Below are 24872 nucleotides of genomic sequence, written 5' to 3'. Positions count from 1 at the left end.
GTTAAGATTTTAGTGAGGTCTCAAATGGGATTCTATTAATAATACTTCGACCTAAAGTCAGTTCATCTGTATACTCTAGTTCATTTCCAACAGAAATTCCTCTAGAAATGGTTGAAGTAATCACATCGAAACCTTGAATCTGCTTATAAATATAAAAATTAGTTGTATCGCCTTCCATCGTAGATCCGAGAGCAAAAATAAGCTCTTTCACATGTCCTTGTTTTACTTTTTCTACCAATGATTTAATATTAAGTTCATTTGGACCAATGCCATCCATTGGCGAAATTTTTCCACCCAAAACATGATATAAACCACGAAACGAACTTGTGTTTTCAATGGCCATTACATCTCTAATATCTTCAACAACACAAATCGTGTCGTCTACTCGATGCGGATTGGCACAAATTTCACATAGGTCTGTATCACTAATATTATGGCAACTTTCACAAAATTTGATTTTACTTCGCATGGCACTTAAAGCTGCAGCAAGATTCAAGGTTTGAGATTCTGGCTGTCGTAATAAATGAAGTACTAAACGCAAAGCTGTTCGTTTACCAACACCTGGCAATTGAGACATTTCGTTAACTGCATTTTCAAGTAATTTTGATGAAAATTCCATAGTTGCGAAATTACAATATAATATGTAGCTAAAAAAGCCACTTTCAAATTGAAAATGGCTTCATTATTTTGTTAATATCAGATTACTCTATAATTAGTTTTTTAGTGACCACACCATTTATAGTATTAATTGAAACGAAATATAAGCCTGAATTATATTGAGATGTATTAATTTTTAAAGGATCTAATAAGGTTTGTTTTTTAGTATAATACATCATTTTGCCCAATGAGTTGTAAACTTTGATTGATACTTGCTCACCTTTATTCCAAGATAAACTGACTTGATTTTTAGCAGGATTAGGAAACATAGCAATACTATTTAGTTCAAAGTCTTGGGTACTTAGCGTATCATCAAAAAGATCCGAACTCCAAAGTCCACGACCATAAGTTCCAGCATAAATCTTATTATCTGCTGTGTTGATTTCAAGTTCACTTATAATTACATTAGGAAGGTTATTACTAAAGGGTTGCCATTCACTATAGGTATTGTCGATATAAAACACACCATAGTTCATTCCTAAATACAAGCCATCATTAGCATTATTTGCCCAAACTAAAGCGCGTGCACTAAAATTAGGCAGATTTAATACATAAGAACTCCAAGTACTTCCTCCATTAGAAGACACGTAAACTTTAGATGCGTCTGTAGTAGCTATTGCAATTTTATCAGGATCTGAAGGATGAATTGCAATCGAATTTATGGAGCCACTAAATCCAGATAATTGATCCCAATTACCAAAAACACCTCCAGTTTCCGTCTTATATAAATTTCCTCCACGTGCTGCATACATATGTAAGCTACTACTAGGTGCGATTTTTAAATGATTCAGGTTACCTCCAAAATTTTGTGAAATTGAAACCCAATCATCACCTCCATTTATCGACTTATACACTTCATCATAACCTGTATAAATAACATTTGTTAGAATTGGATCTTGTTCAAATGGTGTTATCCAGTTACCCGATTTATTTTCAGGAGACGGAATCCAATTTCTACCATTTCCTCCACTAGTAGACTTATAAAGCGTACCTCCTTGTGATGTTCCATACAGAAGATTACTATTATTTTTATCAACAAAAGATTCCATTCCATCTGCTCCTAGCCAATCTCTCCAAATACCATCAGAACCCAAAACAGAAGTTCCGTTATCCTGAGAACCACCAGAAACCACTACGGGATCAGTTTGGCTAATTCCAATTTTATAAAACTGTCTAATTGCAAGTCCAGGAGTTAAATCTCTGTAATAAGAACTTGTTACATTGAGAGGATCATCGGCTACAAAAATCCCTCCATCAGTTCCGGTATATAACTTATATCCGTCAGTTGCATTTCCAACAAATTCCATGATATCAATATCTGCATGATTATATCCAATTCCTTCGCTTGCTGCATTTTGAGGCACCCATTGTGATGTGATATTAAAATTAACACCACCATCTGTAGATCGCCACGATAAAACACCAGCAATATGAACATCCTGAGCATTTTCAGGATTCACAACAATATCCATATCTCGAGGTGCTTGACCAGAATCATCATCAGCAAAAGAACTATAGCCAAAATAATTTTTTCCTGTATGATCTAATTTTGCAAATGTGTTTCCATTATCTGTAGATTTATGAAATCCACCAAAAACACCACCAGAAGCTTCAAGTACATAAACAATAGTAGGATCATTAGCTGAAACACCTATCATTTTTGGTCCACTTGAAAATGAATTTGACGCATTTTCAAAACCATCTTCAAAAACTACACCTAAAGATGGATCTTCTATAGATACATCATCAAGGGTTAATCCTCTACCATAATTAGCAGTACCTTCAAAAGCTACGTAATAGTCTGAAGTTGGATTTGGAAGACTTAATGAAATATCAGTCCAAGTTGATGATTCTAAAGTATAATTAGCCAATTCAATCCAAGTACCACCTGCAGAAGTTTTATATAATACTCTTAAAGCATCAATATCTCCCGACCAATCTACATTAGTATATGAAAAATTCACTACTGGATTACTAGCTCCAGAAAGGTTTAACGATGGTGTCGATAAATTTGTAATTGGTGATGTAAAATCTCCAACATAGCAAAATGCCATACGACTACCTGTTCTGGGGAAAACTGTATTATTTTGATTAGAGTCCGTTGTAGACCAACTATTTGAACCTACAATAAAATCTTGTGTCCATTGTGTCAATGTGTTTGGAGCTTCGAATGTTACACCTCCATCAGTAGAGATAAAAAATTCATTGCCAGATGCATAAATAGTGTTAGTATCACCAGGTTTGAATTCAATATCATAACCATTAGTTGCACTAGTATTAATTATCGTCCAATTTAATCCAGCATCAACAGATTTAAAAATCCCTCCACCTTCAACTGAACAATACATTTTATTTGTGTTGGTTGGATCAATCAGGATTTTATTAACTGTGCCACCTCCTGTATCTGAATAAAAATTCCAAGTCGTTCCTGAATCGGTTGATTTTAAAATTGTTCCACCTGTAGAACCCCAAAAATAAGTTGTTGTAGTTGTAGGATCCATAGCTAAAGCACTCACAGTTAGTGTTGATAAATTATCTGTAAGGACTGTCCAATTTGCACCTCCATCAATTGATCTCCAAACTCCGCCAGTATTCGCACCAACAATCATATGATTAGGATTAGCAGGTTCCACTGCTATTGAAGTTACACGACCAACACCTGGATTCCATCCAGAAGTTTGATTCCAATAGTCTGGACCTAAAGGCTGCCAAGCACCAACTGTAGTTCGTGCTTCTCCTATATTTTCATTAATATACGCATTGTAATTTTCTAACTCGTTGAAATAAAACTCTGGAGTAGGAAGCATTCCGTTCTCATCCATATCTTGCAATGCCTGATATTCCCAACGTTTATAGGGTTTGTATCCTTTCCCGCGTTCTGTTCCTACTTCTGCAAAATAGGACTCTGCACTTTGTTGAATTTCCTGCACAGTATAGGTGCCTTTAGCAATCATTTGTCTGTATTCTTGAGACCAAGAGAAATTAAGCGTAACTAAAAATGCGAGGAGGAGATAGTAATTTTTCATTTTAAATAAATTTGAGTAAGCTAGAACAAACAACCCTAATTCTATAAAACAGAAAACAGATTTTTTATAATAAATTACTTAATATTGTTTACAATTCTTTTTTTGTAAATATACGGTTTTCAAGAAAAAACAACTGTTAAATACTAATTATGTCGACAAACGCCATTATTCTACTAATCTTAGCCTATTTTGGTGTTCTTATTTTAATTTCATATTTCACAGGAAAAGAAGATTCTAACGATGCTTTTTTCAAAGCCAATAAATCTGCTCCATGGTACCTTGTTGCTTTCGGAATGATTGGCGCCTCTCTTTCTGGTGTGACATTTATTTCGGTTCCAGGCTTAGTAGAAGGTCAACAATTTGCCTATATGCAAGGCGTTTTTGGTTTTTTTGTGGGCTATTTAATTGTATTATTTATCTTGCTACCAATGTATTACAAATTAAATGTTACTTCAATTTATCAGTATTTAGAATACAGGTTTGGTAAAGTGAGCTATAAAACTGGTGCGTTTTTCTTTTTACTTTCAAGAGTCACTGGTGCTTCATTTAGATTATATCTAGTTGCCCTTGCAATGCAATATATTGTTTTTGAACAGTTAGGCGTGCCGTTCTGGATAACTGTTGTTATTTCTATCCTCTTAATATGGATTTATACTAAAAGAGGTGGCATAAAGACTATCATATGGACAGATACTTTACAAACACTGGCTATGCTAACTTGTGTTGGTGTTGCCATCTTTTTAATTGCAAATAAATTGGAATGGTCAGTAACTGAAATTATGAATCAGGATACTTTCAATTCAAAAAACCAAATATTCTTTTTTGATGATTTTAATTCCTCTGTATATTTTTGGAAATATTTTATTGGTGGAATTTTCATTACCATTGCTATGACAGGCTTAGATCAGGATATGATGCAAAAAAATCTGACTTGTAAAAATAAAAATGAGGCTCAAAAAAACATGTTTTCTATGTCTGTTTTGTTGGTAATCGTCAACTTTATTTTTCTAAGTTTAGGGGCTTTACTTTTCATATATGCTGAAAAATTTGGTGTAGATATCCCTGTAGTCGATGGAAAAACTAGAACAGACCTCTTATTTCCTGAAATAGCCATGAATCAAGGATTAGGGACAGGATTAGCGGTAACCTTCATTATAGGATTAATTGCTGCTGCCTACTCAAGTGCCGATTCTGCCTTAACCTCATTAACGACTTCATTTTCCGTAGATTTTTTAAATATTGAGAAAAAAGAAATTTCAGAACAAAAACCATTACGTAAAAAAGTCCATATTGGAGTTTCTTTAGTCCTTATAATAGTAGTCATTATTTTCAACAGCTTAGATGGAAGCGTTGTTAGTAATCTATTTAAATTTGCCACGTTTACTTATGGTCCGTTGTTAGGTCTATTTGCCTTTGGAGTGTTAACCAAACGAGCAATTAAAGATCAATATGCATGGATTGTTGGCTTGATTGCTATACTACTAACCTATGGTATTACATCGTTACCTGAAAGCATTATTGGGCAATACAAATTTCAATGGGAAATACTGCCCATCAATGGACTAATAACTATGCTTTGTTTGTTTTTAATTTCAAAAAAGACAACCTCTAGTATTGATTCGTAGACAACAAGACTAAGGTGCAAGCTTCCTCAAAAAAGATATTGTTCTGCTGTAATACCTTTTGAAATTCTGAATTTTCTGTACCTGGATTGAAAATTACGCGTTCTGGCCGTAAGGAAATAATATAATCGTAAACAGCTTTTTGACGCTCAGGATTTAAATATAGTGTTACTGTATGTACATCATTGTAAGGCATTAACTTCGTTTCTATTTCAACACCTGAAACCGATCCTTCTCTTAAACCAAAAGCCACTACTTCATAATTGTGATTCACTAATTTTTTAATGGCAATATTCGAATATCGCTGTGGTTTTAGCGATGCTCCAATAACTAAGGTCTTTTTATTCATGCATTAGGGTTTTGTTAAAAAGTTGTTAAGTAATGTTAAAAGAAGTAACAGAATCCAAAAATAAACGTCTATGAGGTAACAACCAATTCTGAAAAGGATAATTTTATAACTCAATCAATCAAAAATGAAAAAAATCACATTGCTGTGTATGCTCTTACTTTCCGCATTAGCATATGCGAACTCATCAGAAAATTTAGCAGCTAGAGAAGGCTCGGTTTCCGGTCGTGTTATCGACGCTTCACTTAATCAACCCTTACCTTATGTAAATGTTATTATAAAGGATTCTGAAAACAAAACCATTACTGGTGGCATAACCCAAGACGATGGAACTTTCGAAATCGAAAACATTCCAGAAGGCACTGTTACCCTTAGCATTCAATACATTGGATTTAAGACAACTTCAAAAGTAATAACCTTAGAAAAAGGTAATTACAATATTAATATTGGTGATATTTATCTTGAAGAAGATATTGAAAGCTTAGACGAAGTTACTGTTGTTGCAGAAGTTACAACCATTCAACAAAAAGTAGACAGAAAAGTTATTACTATAGGAAAAGATTTAACCACTTCTGGACCAACAGCTAGTGATATTATGAATAATCTTCCATCTGTAAACGTCGATCAGCAAACAGGTAACATTAGCTTACGTGGTAATGAAAATGTAAGAGTTATGGTTGATGGCAAATTATCAAATGTGCCAATTGCACAGTTACTAAAACAGATTCCGTCAGCTTCTATCAAGCAAATTGAATTAATTACCAATCCTTCTGCAAAATACAATCCTGAAGGTATGAGTGGAATTATTAATATTATCCTACACAAAAACACGACTATTGGTTTCAATGGAAACGTTAATGTTGGACTGACAAAAGAGATTTTCGCAAAGTTTAATAGCTCAATAGATATGAATTACCGAAATGGAAAATTCAATTTCTTTGGTAACTACGGAAACAATATTGGTCAGAATGCAAACTATGGTTTCATTGAACGTACTGATGATGGATCTCTTCAATCTTTCGATTTTGGAAATAATAACAAATCGCATCTGTATAAAGTTGGAGTCGATTTTTATATGAATGACAACAATACCGTTTCATTTTTCACAAATCAAAACCTCTATAACGGAAAAGGTGGTGGATCAACTGGTGTGCAATATGTAAATCAACCATTACAACTTCAAAACTTTAATAATGACGTAGAAAATGTTGTTGCTCAATACAATGGTATTTTCAATCATAAATTTAAAAAAGAAGGTGAAAAATTAGATTTAGAAGTAGACTATAGCAAATTTAGTCAAGATGAAATTGCAAATTTTAGATTCACAAATATTCCGTTTCCTCCCAACTATATAGATTTTGTTGATACAAATAGAGACCAAACAGTTGCTAACCTAGATTATACGAATCCATTAAATGAAAACACAAAATTAGAAATTGGTGTTGAAGCACGACTATTTGAAACTAATATAGATTATAATTCTACTGGACTTTCGGTAAATCCATTACAAGATGCAATTCCAAATAATGGTGACGAGTTTATTTCTACACCTAGCACTGATTTTACCTATAAACGAGACATTTATTCTATGTATGTCACTTACGGAAAAACGTTTGACAAATGGAGTTACCAAGTTGGTGCCAGAGCAGAAACAGTTACAGAAAATGCGTCGGCTTTAAGTCAGTCTACAAATGGTCTTGAAAATAACCTTTTTGAAAATGATTATTTCCAAGTATATCCTTCAGCTTTTGTTACGTATTCTCCTAGTGAAAAGAACAGTTATCAAATGAGTGTTAGTCGTCGTGTAGATAGACCAGGATTACAACAAGTAAATCCTATTAGAGAATGGAGTACGCCTTTAATTTCCTCTTTTGGAAATACTAATCTAGAGCCACAGTTTACAAATTCAGCTGAATTTAATTATACGAGAAAACTAGAAAAAGGAAGTATTACAGGAGGTGTCTTTTTTAGACTGGTAGAAGATGAAATTAACAGAGCCGTTTTTATTGATCGCTTAGACATCAATAAGAATATTTTGACTTACGATAATTTTGAAAATACAACGGCTTTCGGATTAGAACTAAGTAGTAACTACAGACCAACAAAATGGTGGAGTTTAAATGCGAGTTTTGATTTATTCTCAAGAAAACAAAAAGGAATTGCTGAAACATTAACTCAGCCCTTAGACATTGCAACCGCTGATGATATTGTTCGAAGCACTGTTGAAGCCGACAATATTGTATACAACTTTAGGTTATTTAATAATTTTAAAGTTACAAAACGATTAAATCTATCGCTATTCTCAATGTATCGAGGTGAAGAAAAAGGATTACAATTCACAAGAAAACCAATGTTTATGGTTAATACAGGTTTACGTTATAGTTTCTTAGAAGACAATAGAGCAACGTTTAGTTTTAACTACAGTGATATTTTAAACACTATGAAATTTGAATTTGAAGGAGATCGACCTTATCCATCTATTGGAGAATTTAATTGGGAAAGTAACACTTGGAATGTTGGTTTATCTTATCGATTTGGTGGTGGAAAATACAGAGCACTACAACGTAAAAACAGAGATGATAACGAAACATCTGGAAGTGGAGGATTTTTATAAATCTCAAATCTAAATAAAAGTACATTTAATAGCCTGCATAATAGTTGATGGTTAGTGTTAAGTTTGGTTATTAAATGTTACGGCCCGAAGCCCAAAAGCTTCGGGTTTTTTTAGAATTATGTTAAAGTTTGATACACAGTGTAATGCAATTGATTTTGGTACGACTAAAACCCAATATTACCATTGAGGTTTATTAAAGTTAGTCCTATATACATACAAAGTTTTTAAAATTGATTAATAGCAAATTGTCCGTAAGATTATCTTACGGACTTTTTTTATGTTAATAAAAGTTAATTGTGAATTTTAATATAATAAAAGTGAAATTTTTTCGTCTAAGTATATGTGATAAGTTTTATAGTTAATCAGTTTAACGTATCACTAGTTTTATAGTTTTAGTGTTAGTGAGAATTGGTTAATAGCGAAGAAATCCGGAACTGAAAAGTTTCGGATTTTTTTATTTTTTTAATTGTGAAAAAAAAAAACAATCGAAGCTTCACAATAGAGAAAAACCAAATCTCAACCTAAAAAATTGATAAGCAAATTATTACAGCTAATATTCTTTATTAATATATCCCAATTTCAAACTAATTTTCAACTAAAACATTTATATTTACTATTGTAATTTTGAATAAAATATAATTGTCACTTTACAAAATTTTAAATCTATATGAAAAAGCATCTACCACTTATAATTCTATTACTTTCAGTTTTAATCACCCAATCTCAAACAAATTGGGAATTATTAAACCCAAAACCCACGACTAAAACCAGCAACGATATTGCTTTTGCGACTAATAATATAGGCTATATAATAAATGATTATGAACTACTTGTAACATCTGACGCTGGTTTATCTTGGCAAGTAAAACAAGATATTTCATCTGGTAATGATATAGAATTTTACAATTCGGTAGGTTACATTGTAGGGAATTATGGATATGTCTTGAAATCTATTGACAATGGTGCGACTTGGAATCAAATATCAACTGGTTTTGACCAAACTATATTCAATACTATTTCCATTCTTGACGACAATAATATAATAATTTCTAGTAGTTATAGTATAGTAAAATCAGTTGATGGAGGTCTAACCTGGGAAAGTTTTGATGTACCTGGAGCAGTAGTAAAAACTTTTTTCACTTCGCCTTTAGTTGGACATGCAGCTTGTGGTGGAGGAACTATGTTAAAAACTATAGATGGTGGAGTTTCATGGTATACTACAATGAGTACAAATACAATTCCATCCAATTTTTTTACAGTCTATTTTGTAAATGAAAATGTAGGTTTTGCTACCAGACAGCATTATGAAATGTTTAAAACAGTGGATGCTGGTGAAACTTGGATAGAAATTAACATTCCATCATATGAAATTGCATCATTTCAATTTATTGATGATAATATCGGTTTTGCTTGTGGAAATGATGGTGTTTTCATCAAAACAATAGATGGAGGAAATACATGGAGTTTCTCAAGCTTCGAAAATAGTCCCGTTTACGATTATTCAGGCCTTAATGGGTTGCATTTTACTGACATCAACCATGGTTATGCAACAGGCTCTAGAGGGCGAATTATTAAAACCACTGACGGTGGAAGTACTTGGGATGGTCATTCATTTTCGTATGACGCAATTGCTCAATTAAAATTTATTGAAAACAATATTGGCCATGCAAGTATTAGAGGGATTCTTTATAAAACTATAGATGGAGGTATTTCATGGGTGGAAAAAGGCGCTCCTGAAAATTTATATATATATAAATATGATATGGTTAATGAAAATATAGGATATGCAATAGTAGGTTCAAATAGTTCTTATACAAGAGTTTATAAAACTATAGATGGAGGTGTTTCTTGGACACAAACTAATAATGGATATCAATTAATTAATGAAAGTAGTTTATTTTCCATTGACTTTTTAGACGAAAACATTGGGTTTACCAGTGGAGGTTTTAACCAACTAAAAACATTTAAAACTATTAATGGAGGTGATTCTTGGATTCAAGTAAGCTCTACAAATTTCAGTGATATTCAAATTTTGGATTCTCAAATTGGTTTTGCAATTGATAATAGAATAGTATATAAAACAACTGATGGTGGAAATAATTGGGAAATTTCTTCTCCAACATTTGATCAAGATCTTACATCTATGCATTTTATAAATGAAAACACAGGTTATATTGTTGGTGATGGATATTTATCCTATAAAACTTCTGATGGAGGAATGAGTTGGCAAGAATTTGATTGCCCATCATACTACTCGGTATTTGTTAAATTCCATTCACCCAATGTAGGTTACATAGTTGCCGAAAATGGTAGTGTTTTTAAAACCATGAATGGTGGAGTTAGCTGGGGAAATTCTAATCCTTCTGATTCAGTATACTCAGTTGAGCTAATTTCTGATAATATTTTTGCTACAGGTTATTTTGGAGTATTAATTAAGAGCAATATAGAATATGACCCAATAATTGTTACGGTAAATCCCGTTGAAAATCCATCTAATACTAGTGCAACTATCACCGGAAATGTTACTTCTAATGAGGGGCAAATTTCAAATGTTCAATTAGAATACAGTACTAATTTCTCATTCAATGATAGTACAATTGTTCCTTTAAATTCTGTTAATGCGAATGAATCTTATGACATCTCTGTAGATTTGACAAACTTACCATCAAATACCTCATTTTATTATCGTATAAAAGCTACCTATGATTCTGAAGAACATTTAAGCTATCAAGAAATCTTTCATACTTTACCAGATTATTCTATGCAAATGGATAATGTGAATTATCCTGGGGCTACTTCTGCTCAATTCAATGGAGAAATAACATCAAATCAAAATGAAATTACCAATGTCGAATTCATATACGGTACAGATTTTAACAATCTTAATTTAAGCATGAGTGTTAATCCAGACACTGTCTCTGGAGAAACTACTGAATATTTTTCAGCAACTCCAACTAATCTAGAACCTGAAACATTGTATTATGTTAAACTAAAAGCAATACATAATGGAGTAGAAATATTTAGTAATCATAAAAACTTCACAACTAAACCTTTATTTGAGTTTAATCTATACAATCCGTTTATTAGTGGGGTAAATGCGACTTTATCTGCGAATGTGCGGTCAAACAGCTTAGATTTAACTGATATAGTTTTCGAATATGGCACACTAAATTATGAAAATTCTTCAAATACAACTCCTAATCTTGTTAACGCAGGTACTATTCAGTATGTGAGTACAATTTTAACAGATTTAGATCCTAATCTAGTTTATTTTTATAGATTAAAAGCATTACATGGTACTGAAGAAATCTATAGCGAAGAAAACGCTTTTCAAATTTCCGGAGGTGTAATGATGGTATCAGGAACAATAATTGAAAGTGGAATAGGTGGTTTAGAGTTAAGAGGTTTCATTAATAGTAATGGAGCTTATTTGAATAATATTAATTTTGAATATGGTTTAACAGATACTTTTGGATCATCAATTCCAGGAAATCCATCTTATGTTTCAGGAAGTTTTACAAACCTAATTAGTGCTACAGTAAATAGCATTATCCCAAATACAACATATTACTATAGGTTAGTTGCTGATAATAATGGTACAACCGTTTTTTCTGAAACCTACCAGTATACTTCTGAAACCTTAGGTGTTAGCCAAATAATGTATGATCCTTTTGGGATTAAGATTTATCCTAACCCAGCTAACAATCAAATATTTATTGAAACAAATCAGCCAACAATATTTGAATCTGTTTCCTTAGTTGATTTAACGGGTAAATTAATCTTTGATTACAATAATATAGATACAACAAATGTTGCAAAACTTATACTCAATGATCTAGATTATGGCATCTATTTCTTAAAATTTAAATATGAAAATAGTTTTTTTACAAAGAAACTTATTGTAAATAAATAGTTTAAAATCTTTAATTTAATAATTTACTTTACTGTCAAAAACTTTTATAATTTATTACTTCTGGATTTCCTAGCAACAACCCTAATACAAACATATTATAAAACAATATATTTATATTAAGTAAGTAACCTCGACAATATGTGTCGTTACCACTTCATAATCACACTTCCCCAAGTAAATCCACTACCGAAAGCAGCCAAGACAACGGTATCACCTTCTTTTATTTTCCCTTCTTCCCAAGCTTCAGTTAATGCAATAGGAATAGAGGCTGCAGTTGTGTTTCCGTATTTCTGAATATTATTAAAGACTTGATGGTCTTCCAATTTAAATCGACGCTGAATAAACTGTGCAATTCGCAAATTGGCTTGATGCGGGATTAGCATATCTATGTCTTCAACTTGTAACTTATTTTTCTCTAAACCTTCCATAATGACTTCACTAAAACGAACGACTGCATTTTTAAATACAAATTGTCCGTTCATATATGGAAAATAACTTTCGTCATTAGGATCATTTTCAGCAATAATGTCATTTACCCAACGTTTTCCCATTCCTGGAGCTATCAATACCAATTCTTCAGCATGTTCTCCTTGTGAATGTAAATGTGTCGATAATATACCTTTTGAGGTGTCTTCTTCTCTACTCAATACTGCTGCTCCTGCTCCATCTCCAAATATGACAGTCACTCCTCTTCCTCTTGTAGTTTTATCTAATCCATGAGAATGTAATTCGCTCCCAATCACCAAAATGTTTTTATACATTCCTGTTTTGATAAAATTATCTGCCACAGAAAGGGCATATACAAAACCCGAACATTGATTACGCACATCTAAAGCGCCAACGGTTTTTATATCTAAAGCATGTTGTACTTGTACTCCAGGACCAGGAAAATACATATCTGGACTCAAGGTGGCAAAAATGATAAAATCGATATCATCTTTATCAATACCAGAACGCTTAATAGCAATTTTAGCCGCCTTCACTCCCATTCCTGCTGTGGTATCTTCACTACCTTTTATAGCCCAACGACGTTCTTGAATTCCTGTACGTTCTTGAATCCATTCGTCATTGGTATCCATCATTTTGGATAAATCGTCATTAGTAACCACATTGTCAGGAACATAATGTCCTAAGCCTATTATCTTAGAATTGTACATTTTTCTCTTTAATTTATGAATAAGCAAAGTACAAAATATAAATCTCAATTTCCAAAGAAAAAAATTGTGTCAGTTTGTCACTTTATTGGTCTTGGTACTTTTTTTGTCTACTCTATTAACGTAAAATGAAATTATCATTAATAAGATTCCTGCCAGTTCAGGAATGACAAATAAATTAAATTATGACAAAAGGAAACATTAATGTCTCGGTAGAAAATATTTTTCCGCTCATTAAAAAATTCTTGTACAGCGACCACGAAATATTTTTACGTGAGCTAATTAGTAATGCCACAGATGCAACACTAAAATTAAAACACTTAACTAGTATTGGTGAATCTAAAACCGAATACGGCAATCCGATAATTGAAGTAAAAATTGATAAGGAAGGTAAAAAACTCCATATCATCGATCAAGGATTAGGAATGACAGCCGAAGAAGTTGAAAAGTACATTAACCAAGTAGCTTTTTCTGGAGCTGAAGAATTTTTAGACCAGTATAAAGATGCCGCTAAAGATTCTGGAATTATTGGACATTTCGGATTAGGATTCTATTCTGCTTTTATGGTTGCTGAAAAAGTTGAGATCATTACAAAATCTCATAAAGATGAACCTGCTGCACATTGGATGTGTGATGGTTCGCCAGAATTCACCTTGGAAGCTTCAGAAAAAACTGAAAGAGGTACTGAAATCATTCTTCATATTGCTGAAGATTCAACTGAGTTTTTAGAAGAAGCTCGTATTAGAGAACTATTACTTAAGTATAACAAGTTTATGCCAGTTCCAATTAAATTTGGAACCAAAGAAGTTAATGATCCTGACTTTACTCCTAAAACAACAAAAGATAAAGACGGTAAAGAAACTACGGAACCTCACAAACAAATTACAGTAGATAATATCATCAACAATCCTGATCCTGCATGGACAAAACAACCTACAGAACTCGAAGGTGATGATTATAAAAATTTCTACAGAGAGCTGTATCCAATGCAGTTTGAAGAGCCATTATTCAATATTCACTTAAATGTTGATTATCCGTTTAACCTGACTGGAATTTTATATTTCCCTAAGATGACGAATGATTTAAACATTCAGAAGGATAAAATTCAGCTTTACCAAAATCAAGTATTTGTTACGGATAATGTAGAAGGCATCGTTCCAGAATTCTTAACCATGTTAAGAGGTGTTATTGATTCGCCTGACATTCCATTAAATGTATCTCGTAGTTATTTACAAGCTGATGGAGCAGTGAAGAAGATTTCATCATACATTACTCGTAAAGTAGCCGATAAATTGAAGTCGTTATTCAATTCTAATCGTGAAGATTTTGAAGCAAAATGGGATGATATTAAAATCGTTATTGAATATGGAATGCTTTCGGAAGAAAAATTCTTTGAAAAAGCAGATGCTTTTGCCTTATACCCAACAGTTGATGGCAAATTCTATACGTATGAAGAATTATTCAACAAGATAAAAGCGAAGCAAACAGATAAAGATGATAAACTTGTTATTTTGTATGCTTCTAACAAAGATACGCAACACTCTTATATTGAATCAGCGAAAGCTAAAGGTTACGAAGTATTACTATTAGATTCTCCAATTGTATCGCATTTAATTCAAAAATTAGAAACGACAAAAGAGAATATTTCATTCGCACGTGTTGATGGTGATCATATTGATAACTTAATCAAGAAAGATGACACTGCCATTTCTAAACTTTCAGATGAAGAAAAAACAGCTTTAGATACGTTGTTAAAAGAGGTTGTACCTTCTGAAAAATTCATGGTACAATTAGAAGCTATGGATAGTGATGCGTCACCATTTATTATTACACAACCTGAGTTTATGCGTCGTATGAAAGAGATGCAACAAACTGGTGGTGGAGGTGGAATGTTTGGTATGGGCAATATGCCAGAGATGTATAATCTCGTCGTGAATACGAACTCTGAGTTAGTTAGCGAAATACTTAACACCAAAACAAAAAAGAAACAAGAACGATTAATCTCTCAAAGTTTAGACTTGGCTCGTTTATCTCAAGGTTTACTAAAAGGTGAAGAATTGACAAACTTCATCAAGCGTAGTTACGACATGATTAAGTAAGTTGTCTTTTCTGAAGGTACAAAACATCTATTTATATCTTAAAACCACTTCTAATTGAAGTGGTTTTTTTATACCCCAAACCTTCGGGAAGGCTTGTATTATGTAACATTAGTTACATACCATCATGACAAATGTCATATTTATAATCGGTACATGTATGTAACTTTATATCATAAAACAATACCAATGAAAGAGTTACTCATATTAGGCGCAGGAACATCGGGAACAATGATGGCGAATCATCTTCGAAAAACACTTCCAAAAAAAGACTGGAATATTACCATTGTTGATCAAGAAGAAACGCATTATTATCAGCCTGGTTTTTTGTTTCTGCCTTTTGACCTATACAAAACTAAAGACGTCAAAAAGAGAATAGATAAGTTCATACCAAAAGGAGTTCATTTAATTCAGGAAAAAATAGATAAGATTGATAAGGAAAATGATCTTGTACAACTTAAAAATGGTAACCTACTTCATTATGATATCCTCATCATTGCAACAGGTACAAACATAGCACCTCAAGAAATTGAAGGTATGTTAGGAGATCATTGGCACAATTCAGTTTTTGATTTTTACACCTATGAAGGCGCGAAGAATTTGCGTAACAAACTCCGAAATTGGGAAGGTGGCAAACTGGTTGTTCACATTTCTGAAATGCCCATAAAATGTCCAGTAGCGCCCTTAGAATTTGCATTTTTAGCCGATTCCTATTTTATTAATAAAGGTATGCGTGACAAAGTAGAAATCACTTATGTTACACCTATGTCTGGCGCATTTACAAAGCCAAAGGCAACAGAAGCTCTAAATTATTTATTAGAACAAAAAAACATAAAAGTAGTTTCAGATTTTAATATTGAACACGTGGATGGCGAAAACAAAAAGATTGTTGATTATGCCGAAGAAGAAATAGAATATGATCTTCTGGTGACAGTTCCCACAAATATGGGAGATGACATGATTGAACGCTCTGGATTTGGAGATGAACTCAATTATGTTCCAACAGATAAAACGACACTTCAAACTACAGTAAAAGAAAACATATTTGCTATTGGTGATGCCACAAATCTTCCAGCATCTAAGGCTGGCTCAGTAGCACACTTTGAGGCAGAAATATTAACTGAAAACATTTTGCGCTTCATCGAGGGCAAAGCACTCAAACAAGAATTTGATGGTCATGCTAATTGTTTTATTGAAACTGGTCATGGTAAAGCACTACTCATAGATTTTAATTACAATCAAGAACCAGTAAAAGGAACCTTCCCATTTCCTGGAGTTGGACCATTGAGTTTATTAAAAGAAACTCACATGAATCATATGGGGAAATTAGCGTTCAAATGGATTTATTGGAATATGCTTATTAAAGGAAAACATATCCCATTTGTTTCGGCAACCATGTCAAACGCAGGTAAGCAAATAGAAAAAACAACTTAATAATAACTAAAAACAAAAGTAATGGTAGTAGAAAAAATATATGGTGAACTCTGTGTCACCTGCAACGAGCAAGGTTATTTAACCGATTTAAATCAATGGACAAAAGATGTAGGAGCAGAAATTGCTCAAGAAGAAGGTATTGTGATGACCGACAAACATTGGGATGTCATAACTTATTTACAAGACCAATGTAGAAAGGAAGTTCCTTTAAGTATTAGAAAAATAGGTAAAAGTGGCGTGGTTAGTATTAAAGAATTTTATCAACTGTTCCCAAAAGGACCTTTAAAAATATCTAGTAGAATTGCTGGTATTCCAAAACCTGTTAGTTGCATTTAATTATTAATCCTTTTGAATATTTAAAATAACAATCTCATGGAAAATACTGTTGAAAGTCCAAGAACGAATAAAAAAGACGAGAAAAAACCAATAAAAAAAATGATGCTTATTCTTTCTAAAGCAACAATAGACAATGTTTATGCTTGCTTTATACTGGCAAATGGTGCCAGAATGGAAGGCATAGAATCTGAAATTTTCTTTACGTTTTTTGGTCTCGAAGCCATCACCAAAAAGAAATTAGAGAATTTACATGTAGCCACTGTTGGCAATCCAGGAATGCATATTCCTACAATGCTTGGTGGATTACCTGGTATGGAAGCCTTAGCGACTAAAATGATGAAATCTGAGATGGAAAAACTTGATATTCCACCTGTTGGTGAATTTTTAGAGATTTTATCTGCTTCTGGCACTAAACTTTGGGCTTGTAAATTGGCAATGGATATGTTCCATTTAGATGAAAACAAATTAATTGATGATTTAGATGGTGTATTAACAGTTGGCGATTTCTATACGCGAGCAGAAGGTGATAGTACTCAGCTATTATTCATATAATTTCAATACTTATCCCATAACCACTTTGTTGAATCAAGGTGGTTTTTTTTTACCTCATTGACAGTTTAACTTTACTCATTGAAAAGTCTGGTTTACTAATTATTCATTTCATAGAAGCTTTTAGATATCTAGGTTTGATGTATAATAATATGTAAACCATGATATCATGAAAAACCAACTCAATTTAGAAATTCAAACACCTTGTTCAGAAAACTTCAACCAATTTAAGTCTACTGCAAAAGGTGGATTTTGCTCCTCTTGTGAAAAAGAGGTCATTGATTTCACAAAAATGAATGCACAAGAAACTATTAACTACTTTAAAAACAGAACAAACAAAAACACTTGTGGAAGGTTTAAAAGCAGCCAATTAGCATCCCTTAATAGCCAACCAAAACACGTTAAAAAACTTAGCTTTTTTGGTGGTATTGGATTAGCTTGTATCTCACTTTTTTCTTTGGGTTCAATGCAAGCACAAGACGCTAAACAACAAACGAAAGATTCAGAAAATGAGGCTTCTAAATTTACTATTAAAACAAACGAAACAGATGTTCTTGTTAAAGGAAATGTATCTGAAGCCTCACTTCCACTAGCTGGAGTTAATATCATTTTAGAAGGGACAACATTAGGAACTCAAACAGATTTTGATGGTAATTTTGAGTTTCCAAAAAAACTTAAAAAAGGTGATGTCTTAATTTTTAGTTATCTCGGATTTAAATCCCAAAAATTAGTGATAGATAATGACCATTCAGCAACAAAAATCCAACTACAAGTAGATATGGAATTTGACGCATGCATAGTCATGGGTAAAGTAGCGGTAAAAGAAGTATATACATCTAAAAAGAACAAATAATCCAAACTAGATTACCATGAACAAAATTACAATGTTTCTAGTTTTCGTTTGTCACATATCCTTTGCTCAACTATCAGATTTTAAAAGTTTAGATTTTACCAGAGCAGATAATATTGCTAGTCTTAATACTGATGCTAGTCTAAATAATCTACCTGCACTTGCCCATAATCTCACTTCAAAACTTTCAACAGATGTAGAGAAATTTAGAGCAATTTACAATTGGGTTTGCAATAATGTAACTGGAGATGTAAATCAGTATAATAAAGTTGGTCTCATGAGAAGAAAACTTCTAAATGATAGCATAGCTTTTATGGCTTGGAATGAGAGTTTCAAAAGAGTTGCTTTTAAGACCTTATTAAAGCACAAAAAAACAATGTGTACGGGCTATGCCTATTTAATTAAGGAGTTATGTTTTTTAGCGAACTTAGAATGTGTAATTGTAGATGGATATGCGAGATCTGTAGATTCAAACGTTGATGAACTTGAAGCTCCAAACCACTCATGGAATGCCGTGAAATTAAATAATAAATGGTATTTAAGTGATGCTACATGGTCTAGTGGCTATATGTTATCAGGAACAACGTTTGTAAAAGATTTCAACAAGGGCTATTTTTTAGCCGATCCAATTTTATTTGCAAAAAATCATTATCCATTGCGTAAAAAATGGTTACTACATGATGTATTGACAGAAGAAGAATTTGTTTCAGGCCCACTAGTTTATGATGACACTTTCAAACATCAAATTATACCTGTATTCCCAGAAAAAATGAAAACTAAAGCCATGAAAAATACTGAAGTAGTATTTAGCTTTAAATCTTCAAAACAAATATCTACCGACAAAATTTCGTTAGTCAAGCTTTCAAAGAAAAATCAAACCATTTTAAAAATTTATGATTTTAAAACTGAAAATGGAGTGATAAAATTTAAACATCAATTTAAACAGAAGGGCCTACAAGATGTTCATTTAAAAATTAATAATGATATTGTTGCAACCTATACTATTGATGTTACTAAAATTTAGATCATCACATTCCATAATTAATATCTCAGCTTGCTTTAACCTTAATAATAAAAAACTTAACTTGTTTCCTTTAGTCAATTTAAAAAAATTTACAATGAGCAAGTCCGTTTTTAGTAGAATCTTTCTTTTTCTTTTTTCAATAGTTGTTGTTGCGCAAACCAGAACTGAAAATTCAAAGGTATTATTAGATAGTCTCTATAATGATGGACATGTTATAGGAGCATCGGCTGGATATTTGGTTGATGGAGAGATTTTATGGGAGTCTGCTATTGGTTATGCAAACAAAGATGAAAAACAAAAATTCAATTTAGATACTCAAGTACGAACGGCTTCTATTGCAAAATCTATGACAGCTGTAGCGGTTATGCAACTTGTTGCAAAAGGACTAATAGATCTTGACAAACCTATTGCCACGTACATTCCAGAATTTATTCAGAAAGGAGATATCAAAATAACCACTAAACATGTTTTATCTCATACCTCAGGAATTAGTGCTTATAAAAATAGTAAAGAAGTTGAAAACAAAACTGACTTTAATTCGCTTAAAGAGGCTTATGATGTTTTTAAGGATAGAAAATTACGTTTTGAACCAGGAACAGAATTTTTCTATACAAGTTATGGTTATGTTGTACTCGGATTGTTAATTGAAAACGTTTCTGGCATGCCTTACGAAACCTATATGCAAAAGAATATTTGGGACACAGCTGGCATGATCAATACAGGTGTTGAAAAATTTGATGTAACTCGAGAAAATGCTTCAGCGTTATATCACAAACAAAACAAGGGAAAATTAAAAAAAGCGACACCTAATAACCTTAGTAACAGAATACCTGGTGGTGGTTTTTACAGCACAACAACAGATGTATTGCTTTTTGGTAATGCTTTACTTAACAATACTCTAATTAGTGAAGAATCCTTAGGTCTTATGACACAACATCACAGCTTAGAAAAAGTAAATAATAGTTATGGCTTTGGTTTCTTCCTGTATGGAAAACAACCTAACGAAGGTTCTATTTTTGGGCATGGTGGAGCACAAACCGGATCTTCTACCCAACTGTTTGTAGTCCCTAGTTTAAAAACTGTAATTGCAGTAATGTCTAACACCTCAGGATCAGGAACTGCAGTGTCAACAGTAGCTGGACAACTAATTGATATCTCTCAACAAAAAGAATAAATAAACCTAGGCTTACTCGTGTTCAATTTTTTTCTTACTAAAAGTGTCAGATAAACTAGTTTTTATTGAGAACGTCGGCACTTGTATGTTCTTTTGAAAGCTTTTTCGTATCTTAAAGATGAAATTAGCTATTTTAAAAATGCGTTCTGATAATTCAAAAATCAAGGAGATTTTTAAGGATTTATCTTTTTCTGAAGAGCAGATTAAGATGATAGAATCTGTATTTTATCATGTTAAATTTAAAAAGGGCGATACCATCTTAAAAGCGAATGATAGAGTAGATCATCAATATTATATTTTAGAAGGCTGTCTAAGAAGTTATCACATCGATAAACTTGGTAAAGAGCATACCATTCAATTCGGAATTAAAGATTGGTGGATAAGTGACTACACAGCATTTTTTTCAGCATCTAAAGCCATAATGACCATTGAAGTTATTCAAAATGCAATAATGTATCGTATTTCTAATGAGGATAAAGAAAAACTCTATTTGAAAATCCCAAAAATCGAGACTTTTTTTAGAAAAAAGCTTGAGCGTGCATTTGCTGCCTTCCAAAAGCGAATATTATCTAATTTATCACAAACAGCAACTGAACGTTATTTAAATTTTATAGAGACTTATCCTAACATAGAAAAATCTATAAAAAACTATCATATTGCATCTTATTTAGGAATTACAACAGAAAGTCTTAGTAGAATAAGAAAAGATTTATCACAAAATTAAATTTCTTATCATACATCAATTTTTTTAACTACTGACTACCATATATTTGCAGCCTTATTAGATATATATATTACCTTTATACATCCCTATGATTAATAGCTAAAAAAGCGCAAGTAAAAATACTTGCGCTTTTTTTATGTCTAAAACCCAACCTTGAAACCATCTAAATTGCCAAAACAAAACTCCAATTTTATAGTCACATAAAAAATAATTAATATATTATAAATCAATTAACAGATATTATGAAACGACTAGAATTATTTGAGTTTGAAGATTATAGTTGGCTCCCTAAATTTGTAAGGTCGAGCATAACCAATCTCATTCTTATACTCCATCGGTTTATGGGAACATCTGAAGTGATTGCCAGTCTAATTTTAGAAATAAAAAAGAAAAGTGAATTTTCACAAATTATTGATTTAGGATCTGGATCTGGTGGTCCAATGTTAGATGTTATACATCGTTTAAACTTAAAAGGACATAGCTTACAATTGGTATTAACAGACTTGTATCCACATCAAAAAACTGTTCATAAAATTAACGATAAGAAACTCGAACATATCCACTATCAAGAGACACCTTTAAATGCAACAAATTTTGACAATGCTCCTGAAGGATTAAAAACTATGATTGCAAGTTTTCATCATATGAAACCTGATGTCGCCAAAAAAATCCTTCAATCTGCTCAAGATAATAAAAGTCCTATACTCATTTACGAAATTGCAAAGAATACCATCCCAACTTTGATCTGGTGGTTACTTCTTCCTATTTCACTAGTTATATTAATCATAATGTCTTTGTTTATGACCCTATTTGTAAGACCATTATCGCTTACACAAATACTTTTTACGTATTTCATCCCAATAATTCCTTTGGTTTATGCTTGGGACGGACAAGCCTCTTTAATGCGGACTTATACTTTTGAAGACGTCGAAAGTTTACTGCCAAAAGCAGTAGACAATACTTATATTTGGGTTATTGAAGACGCTAAAAAATCAACTGGAAAAAACTTGGGTTACTACATAATGGGATACCCAAAAGTTGAATCGTAAATAGTAACAATATGGAATCATCAACACAGTTAGCTCATCGGTTTAGAGCCTTGTTCTTAAATGGAAAATGGATTGCAAATACAAATTATAAAGAACTTCTTTCTGATGTGAATTGGCAACAAGCGAATCAAAAAGTTAGGTCACTTAACACCATTGAAATATTAACGTTTCATATCAATTATTATCTCGCTGGTGTTTTGCAAGTTTTTGAAGGAGGCACTTTAGATATTAGAGATAAATACAGTTTTGATGCTCCAGAAATTAATTCGAAAGAGGATTGGGACTCCCTAAAATCAAAACTTCTTAAAAATGCTGAAATATTTGCTGATTACATTGAATCCATGTCTGAAGACCAATTAGAATCAACTTTTGTCGACGAGAAATTTGGTTCTTATAGACGAAATATTGAAGGATTAATCGAACATGGATATTACCATTTTGGTCAGCTCTCTTTGATTAAAAAAATGGTTAATGAAATTAAGTAAACTATGAAAAAAGGAAGAAAACAATCAATGGGAATCGTTTTAGGTATAGCTATAGGTACCGCTGTTGGAGTTGCAACAAATAATTTAGGCTTATGGCTTGGTGTTGGTGTTGCAATTGGTGCTGGACTTAGTCTCACCATGAATAAACAAAATAAAGATAATGAAAAAGGATAGCAATTATTAGTCTCATTCTAAAAAAACTCGCGATACTGCAGCACTCGAAAATCAAAGGTATTAAAATCTGGATTTTTAGCTTTCAATTGTTTGTACAATGGCAATCTACTTATTGAAATATTTGCTGCACCAGATCCCGAAGTTAGTGAGACAGTTTTGATTGTTCGCACCAGATGTGCTTCATTCTTTTCCTTAGGCATAGCAAATCGATGAATTCTAGGCACTTCATTTGAAACAACCTCAAATTTGATTTTATAATCCTTGATATGTCTTCTAAAAAAATATTCAGGACCGTTTTTACTATTTCCACCAGTAAATAACAAGGTATCTATGTTTGGATAGGTTTTTAAATAACCAATTATATTTCGAAGTTTAATATGTTTCATACCTAAATCTGACGCGTCAATTTTTTCACGCTCTGCACTTTCAACAATATCACAAACACCAATTTTATGTGTAATTAAAAACTCTTTTCGCTCATTTATTGCGTCTTGAGATTTGTCATATCGCAGTCTCAGGTTATGAATCTTATCAATAAATAACCATAACGAATTGTAGTAGCTTCCATAGCAAAAATCGACATCTTTCTCTAACAGTTCACCTGTAGAAAAACGTGGAGGAGGCAATGTTCCAACAATCAATTTGGTTGTATCTAAATTAATAAATGGTTGGTATGGATGTTGGTGTTTAAACATAGTTTTGTTATCTTATAAAGATATAAAAGATATAGTCATGGGAAAAGGTGATAAAAAATCTAAACGAGGAAAAATACACAAAGGTACTTTTGGTGCTAGACGACCACGAATAAAAAAACGACCAAAAACCGAAGATAAAATCAACCCAAATAAAAGGAAGTAATTATCTCGTAAATACTAATTCTGATTCTGAAGATAAAGCTTCTGTAAACCTGTAATTATCGTAATCAAATCCTTTTATATCATCTATAGTTTTGGCATTTGTATCGATAATATATCGAGCCATTAAACCTCTTGCCAATTTTGAAAATATAGCAATGGTTTTATAATTTCCGTTTTTTAGTTCTTGAAATTTAACATCAATCACAGGAACTTTTAAAGCTTTAGTATCTATAGCCTTGAAGTATTCATTACTAGCAAGATTTAAGAATAATTCGTCATCCTTTAATTCATCATTTAAAGCTGTAGTAACTTGTTTTCTCCAAAACTCATATAGATTTTTCTTTCTGCCTACAGGAAATTTAGTTCCCATTTCTAATCGGTAAGGCTGCATTAAGTCCAATGGTTTTAAAACGCCATATAATCCTGAGAGAATTCGAACTGTATCTTGTAATTGACCTAATTTCTTAGTATCAATTGTATAAGCATCTAAGCCTCTGTAAACATCTCCATTAAAAGCATAAACTGCTGGTCTGGCATTATCTTTAGTAAAAGGTAAACTCCACTCTTGATTTCGTTCATAGTTTAGCTGTCCTAAATTATCTGAAATATGCATTAATTTAGATAAGCTCTTGGCAGATTTCTTTTTCAACAATTTATTTAATCGCTCTGCTTCACTTAAAAAACAAGCTTCAGTCGTTTTAGTTGTAGGTAATTTACTTTCGTAGTCTAATGATTTTGCTGGAGACAATACTAATTTCATGAACTATTTATTATTTACTCGTTGAATG

21 protein-coding genes are annotated in these 24872 nt (G+C 32.3%); 15 read left to right on the top strand and 6 right to left on the bottom strand.

The window, feature by feature from the left end; translation table 11 throughout:
* Window position 1 precedes the first annotated feature (1 nt).
* Window positions 2–619, bottom strand: coding sequence for a recombination mediator RecR (recR, locus tag VOI25_RS12375; protein WP_323789396.1), 618 nt, complete (start codon window positions 617–619; stop codon window positions 2–4).
* A gap of 82 nt (window positions 620–701) precedes the next feature.
* The gene (locus VOI25_RS12370) at window positions 702–3683 is read right to left on the bottom strand and encodes a T9SS type A sorting domain-containing protein (RefSeq protein WP_323789395.1); all 2982 of its coding nucleotides are present in this window, start codon (window positions 3681–3683) and stop codon (window positions 702–704) included.
* Window positions 3684–3832: 149 nt separating this feature from the next.
* Here VOI25_RS12370 and VOI25_RS12365 point away from each other — a divergent pair, with 149 nt between their 5' ends.
* Window positions 3833–5308 carry a sodium:solute symporter gene (locus VOI25_RS12365; RefSeq protein WP_323789394.1) on the top strand — a complete coding sequence of 492 codons (1476 nt, stop codon included), beginning with the start codon at window positions 3833–3835 and terminating at the stop codon, window positions 5306–5308.
* On the opposite strand, the gene VOI25_RS12360 is transcribed toward VOI25_RS12365, so the two are convergent.
* Window positions 5292–5654 (bottom strand): CoA-binding protein, encoded by a 363-nt coding sequence (locus VOI25_RS12360; protein WP_323789393.1) that lies wholly within the window; start codon window positions 5652–5654, stop codon window positions 5292–5294. The two genes, VOI25_RS12365 and VOI25_RS12360, sit on opposite strands and share 17 nt — an antisense overlap.
* A 124-nt stretch (window positions 5655–5778) precedes the next feature.
* Between VOI25_RS12360 and VOI25_RS12355 the strand changes: the two genes are divergently transcribed.
* Together VOI25_RS12355 and VOI25_RS12350 are read left to right on the top strand one after the other, a co-directional pair.
* A complete protein-coding gene (locus VOI25_RS12355) occupies window positions 5779–8265 on the top strand; it encodes a TonB-dependent receptor domain-containing protein (protein WP_323789392.1) in 2487 nt (828 codons plus the stop codon).
* A 667-nt stretch (window positions 8266–8932) separates the two neighbouring features.
* Window positions 8933–12178 carry a YCF48-related protein gene (locus VOI25_RS12350; protein WP_323789391.1) on the top strand — a complete coding sequence of 1082 codons (3246 nt, stop codon included), beginning with the start codon at window positions 8933–8935 and terminating at the stop codon, window positions 12176–12178.
* A 146-nt stretch (window positions 12179–12324) separates the two neighbouring features.
* Here the strand turns inward: VOI25_RS12350 and VOI25_RS12345 are convergent, their stop codons facing one another.
* Window positions 12325–13335 (bottom strand): beta-ketoacyl-ACP synthase III, encoded by a 1011-nt coding sequence (locus VOI25_RS12345; protein ID WP_323789390.1) that lies wholly within the window; start codon window positions 13333–13335, stop codon window positions 12325–12327.
* Between the two features lie 182 nt (window positions 13336–13517).
* Between VOI25_RS12345 and htpG the strand changes: the two genes are divergently transcribed.
* The 11 genes from htpG (at window position 13518) to VOI25_RS12290 (ending at window position 23227) form a co-directional block, all read left to right on the top strand.
* Window positions 13518–15431, top strand: coding sequence for a molecular chaperone HtpG (gene htpG, locus VOI25_RS12340; RefSeq protein WP_323789389.1), 1914 nt, complete (start codon window positions 13518–13520; stop codon window positions 15429–15431).
* A gap of 186 nt (window positions 15432–15617) precedes the next feature.
* Window positions 15618–16862: an FAD/NAD(P)-binding oxidoreductase gene (locus tag VOI25_RS12335; RefSeq protein ID WP_323789388.1), complete on the top strand. Its 1245-nt coding sequence runs from the start codon at window positions 15618–15620 to the stop codon at window positions 16860–16862.
* 21 nt (window positions 16863–16883) lie between these two features.
* On the top strand, window positions 16884–17198 hold the full coding sequence (locus VOI25_RS12330; protein ID WP_323789387.1) for a TusE/DsrC/DsvC family sulfur relay protein: 315 nt from the start codon (window positions 16884–16886) through the stop codon (window positions 17196–17198).
* 36 nt (window positions 17199–17234) lie between these two features.
* The gene (locus VOI25_RS12325; protein WP_323789386.1) at window positions 17235–17750 is read left to right on the top strand and encodes a DsrE/DsrF/DrsH-like family protein; all 516 of its coding nucleotides are present in this window, start codon (window positions 17235–17237) and stop codon (window positions 17748–17750) included.
* A 166-nt stretch (window positions 17751–17916) separates the two neighbouring features.
* Window positions 17917–18600 carry a carboxypeptidase-like regulatory domain-containing protein gene (locus tag VOI25_RS12320; protein WP_323789385.1) on the top strand — a complete coding sequence of 228 codons (684 nt, stop codon included), beginning with the start codon at window positions 17917–17919 and terminating at the stop codon, window positions 18598–18600.
* Between the two features lie 16 nt (window positions 18601–18616).
* The gene (locus tag VOI25_RS12315; protein ID WP_323789384.1) at window positions 18617–19621 is read left to right on the top strand and encodes a transglutaminase domain-containing protein; all 1005 of its coding nucleotides are present in this window, start codon (window positions 18617–18619) and stop codon (window positions 19619–19621) included.
* Between the two features lie 94 nt (window positions 19622–19715).
* Entirely contained in the window at window positions 19716–20795 is a 1080-nt protein-coding gene (locus VOI25_RS12310) for a serine hydrolase domain-containing protein (RefSeq protein ID WP_323789383.1), read from the top strand.
* A gap of 118 nt (window positions 20796–20913) precedes the next feature.
* On the top strand, window positions 20914–21519 hold the full coding sequence (locus VOI25_RS12305; protein WP_323789382.1) for a Crp/Fnr family transcriptional regulator: 606 nt from the start codon (window positions 20914–20916) through the stop codon (window positions 21517–21519).
* Between the two features lie 242 nt (window positions 21520–21761).
* Complete coding sequence (locus VOI25_RS12300; RefSeq protein WP_323789381.1) at window positions 21762–22568, top strand: hypothetical protein; 807 nt, start codon at window positions 21762–21764, stop codon at window positions 22566–22568.
* A gap of 11 nt (window positions 22569–22579) precedes the next feature.
* Complete coding sequence (locus VOI25_RS12295) at window positions 22580–23053, top strand: DUF1572 domain-containing protein (RefSeq protein WP_323789380.1); 474 nt, start codon at window positions 22580–22582, stop codon at window positions 23051–23053.
* Between the two features lie 3 nt (window positions 23054–23056).
* Window positions 23057–23227 (top strand): hypothetical protein, encoded by a 171-nt coding sequence (locus VOI25_RS12290; RefSeq protein WP_323789379.1) that lies wholly within the window; start codon window positions 23057–23059, stop codon window positions 23225–23227.
* Between the two features lie 17 nt (window positions 23228–23244).
* Here VOI25_RS12290 and VOI25_RS12285 read toward each other — a convergent pair whose 3' ends face one another.
* A complete protein-coding gene (locus VOI25_RS12285) occupies window positions 23245–23922 on the bottom strand; it encodes a uracil-DNA glycosylase family protein (protein ID WP_323789378.1) in 678 nt (225 codons plus the stop codon).
* A gap of 37 nt (window positions 23923–23959) precedes the next feature.
* Here VOI25_RS12285 and VOI25_RS12280 point away from each other — a divergent pair, with 37 nt between their 5' ends.
* Window positions 23960–24085, top strand: coding sequence for a 30S ribosomal protein THX (locus VOI25_RS12280; RefSeq protein WP_323789518.1), 126 nt, complete (start codon window positions 23960–23962; stop codon window positions 24083–24085).
* On the opposite strand, the gene yaaA is transcribed toward VOI25_RS12280, so the two are convergent.
* Window positions 24086–24844 (bottom strand): peroxide stress protein YaaA, encoded by a 759-nt coding sequence (gene yaaA / locus VOI25_RS12275; RefSeq protein ID WP_323789377.1) that lies wholly within the window; start codon window positions 24842–24844, stop codon window positions 24086–24088.
* Window positions 24845–24872: the final 28 nt, after the last annotated feature.

Origin of the sequence: Psychroserpens sp. (assembly GCF_034670085.1) — a bacterium.
Taxonomy (GTDB): Bacteria; Bacteroidota; Bacteroidia; order Flavobacteriales; family Flavobacteriaceae; genus Psychroserpens.
The sequence above is the reverse complement of the archived record's forward strand: the minus strand, read 5'-3'. Positions and strand labels throughout refer to the sequence as shown.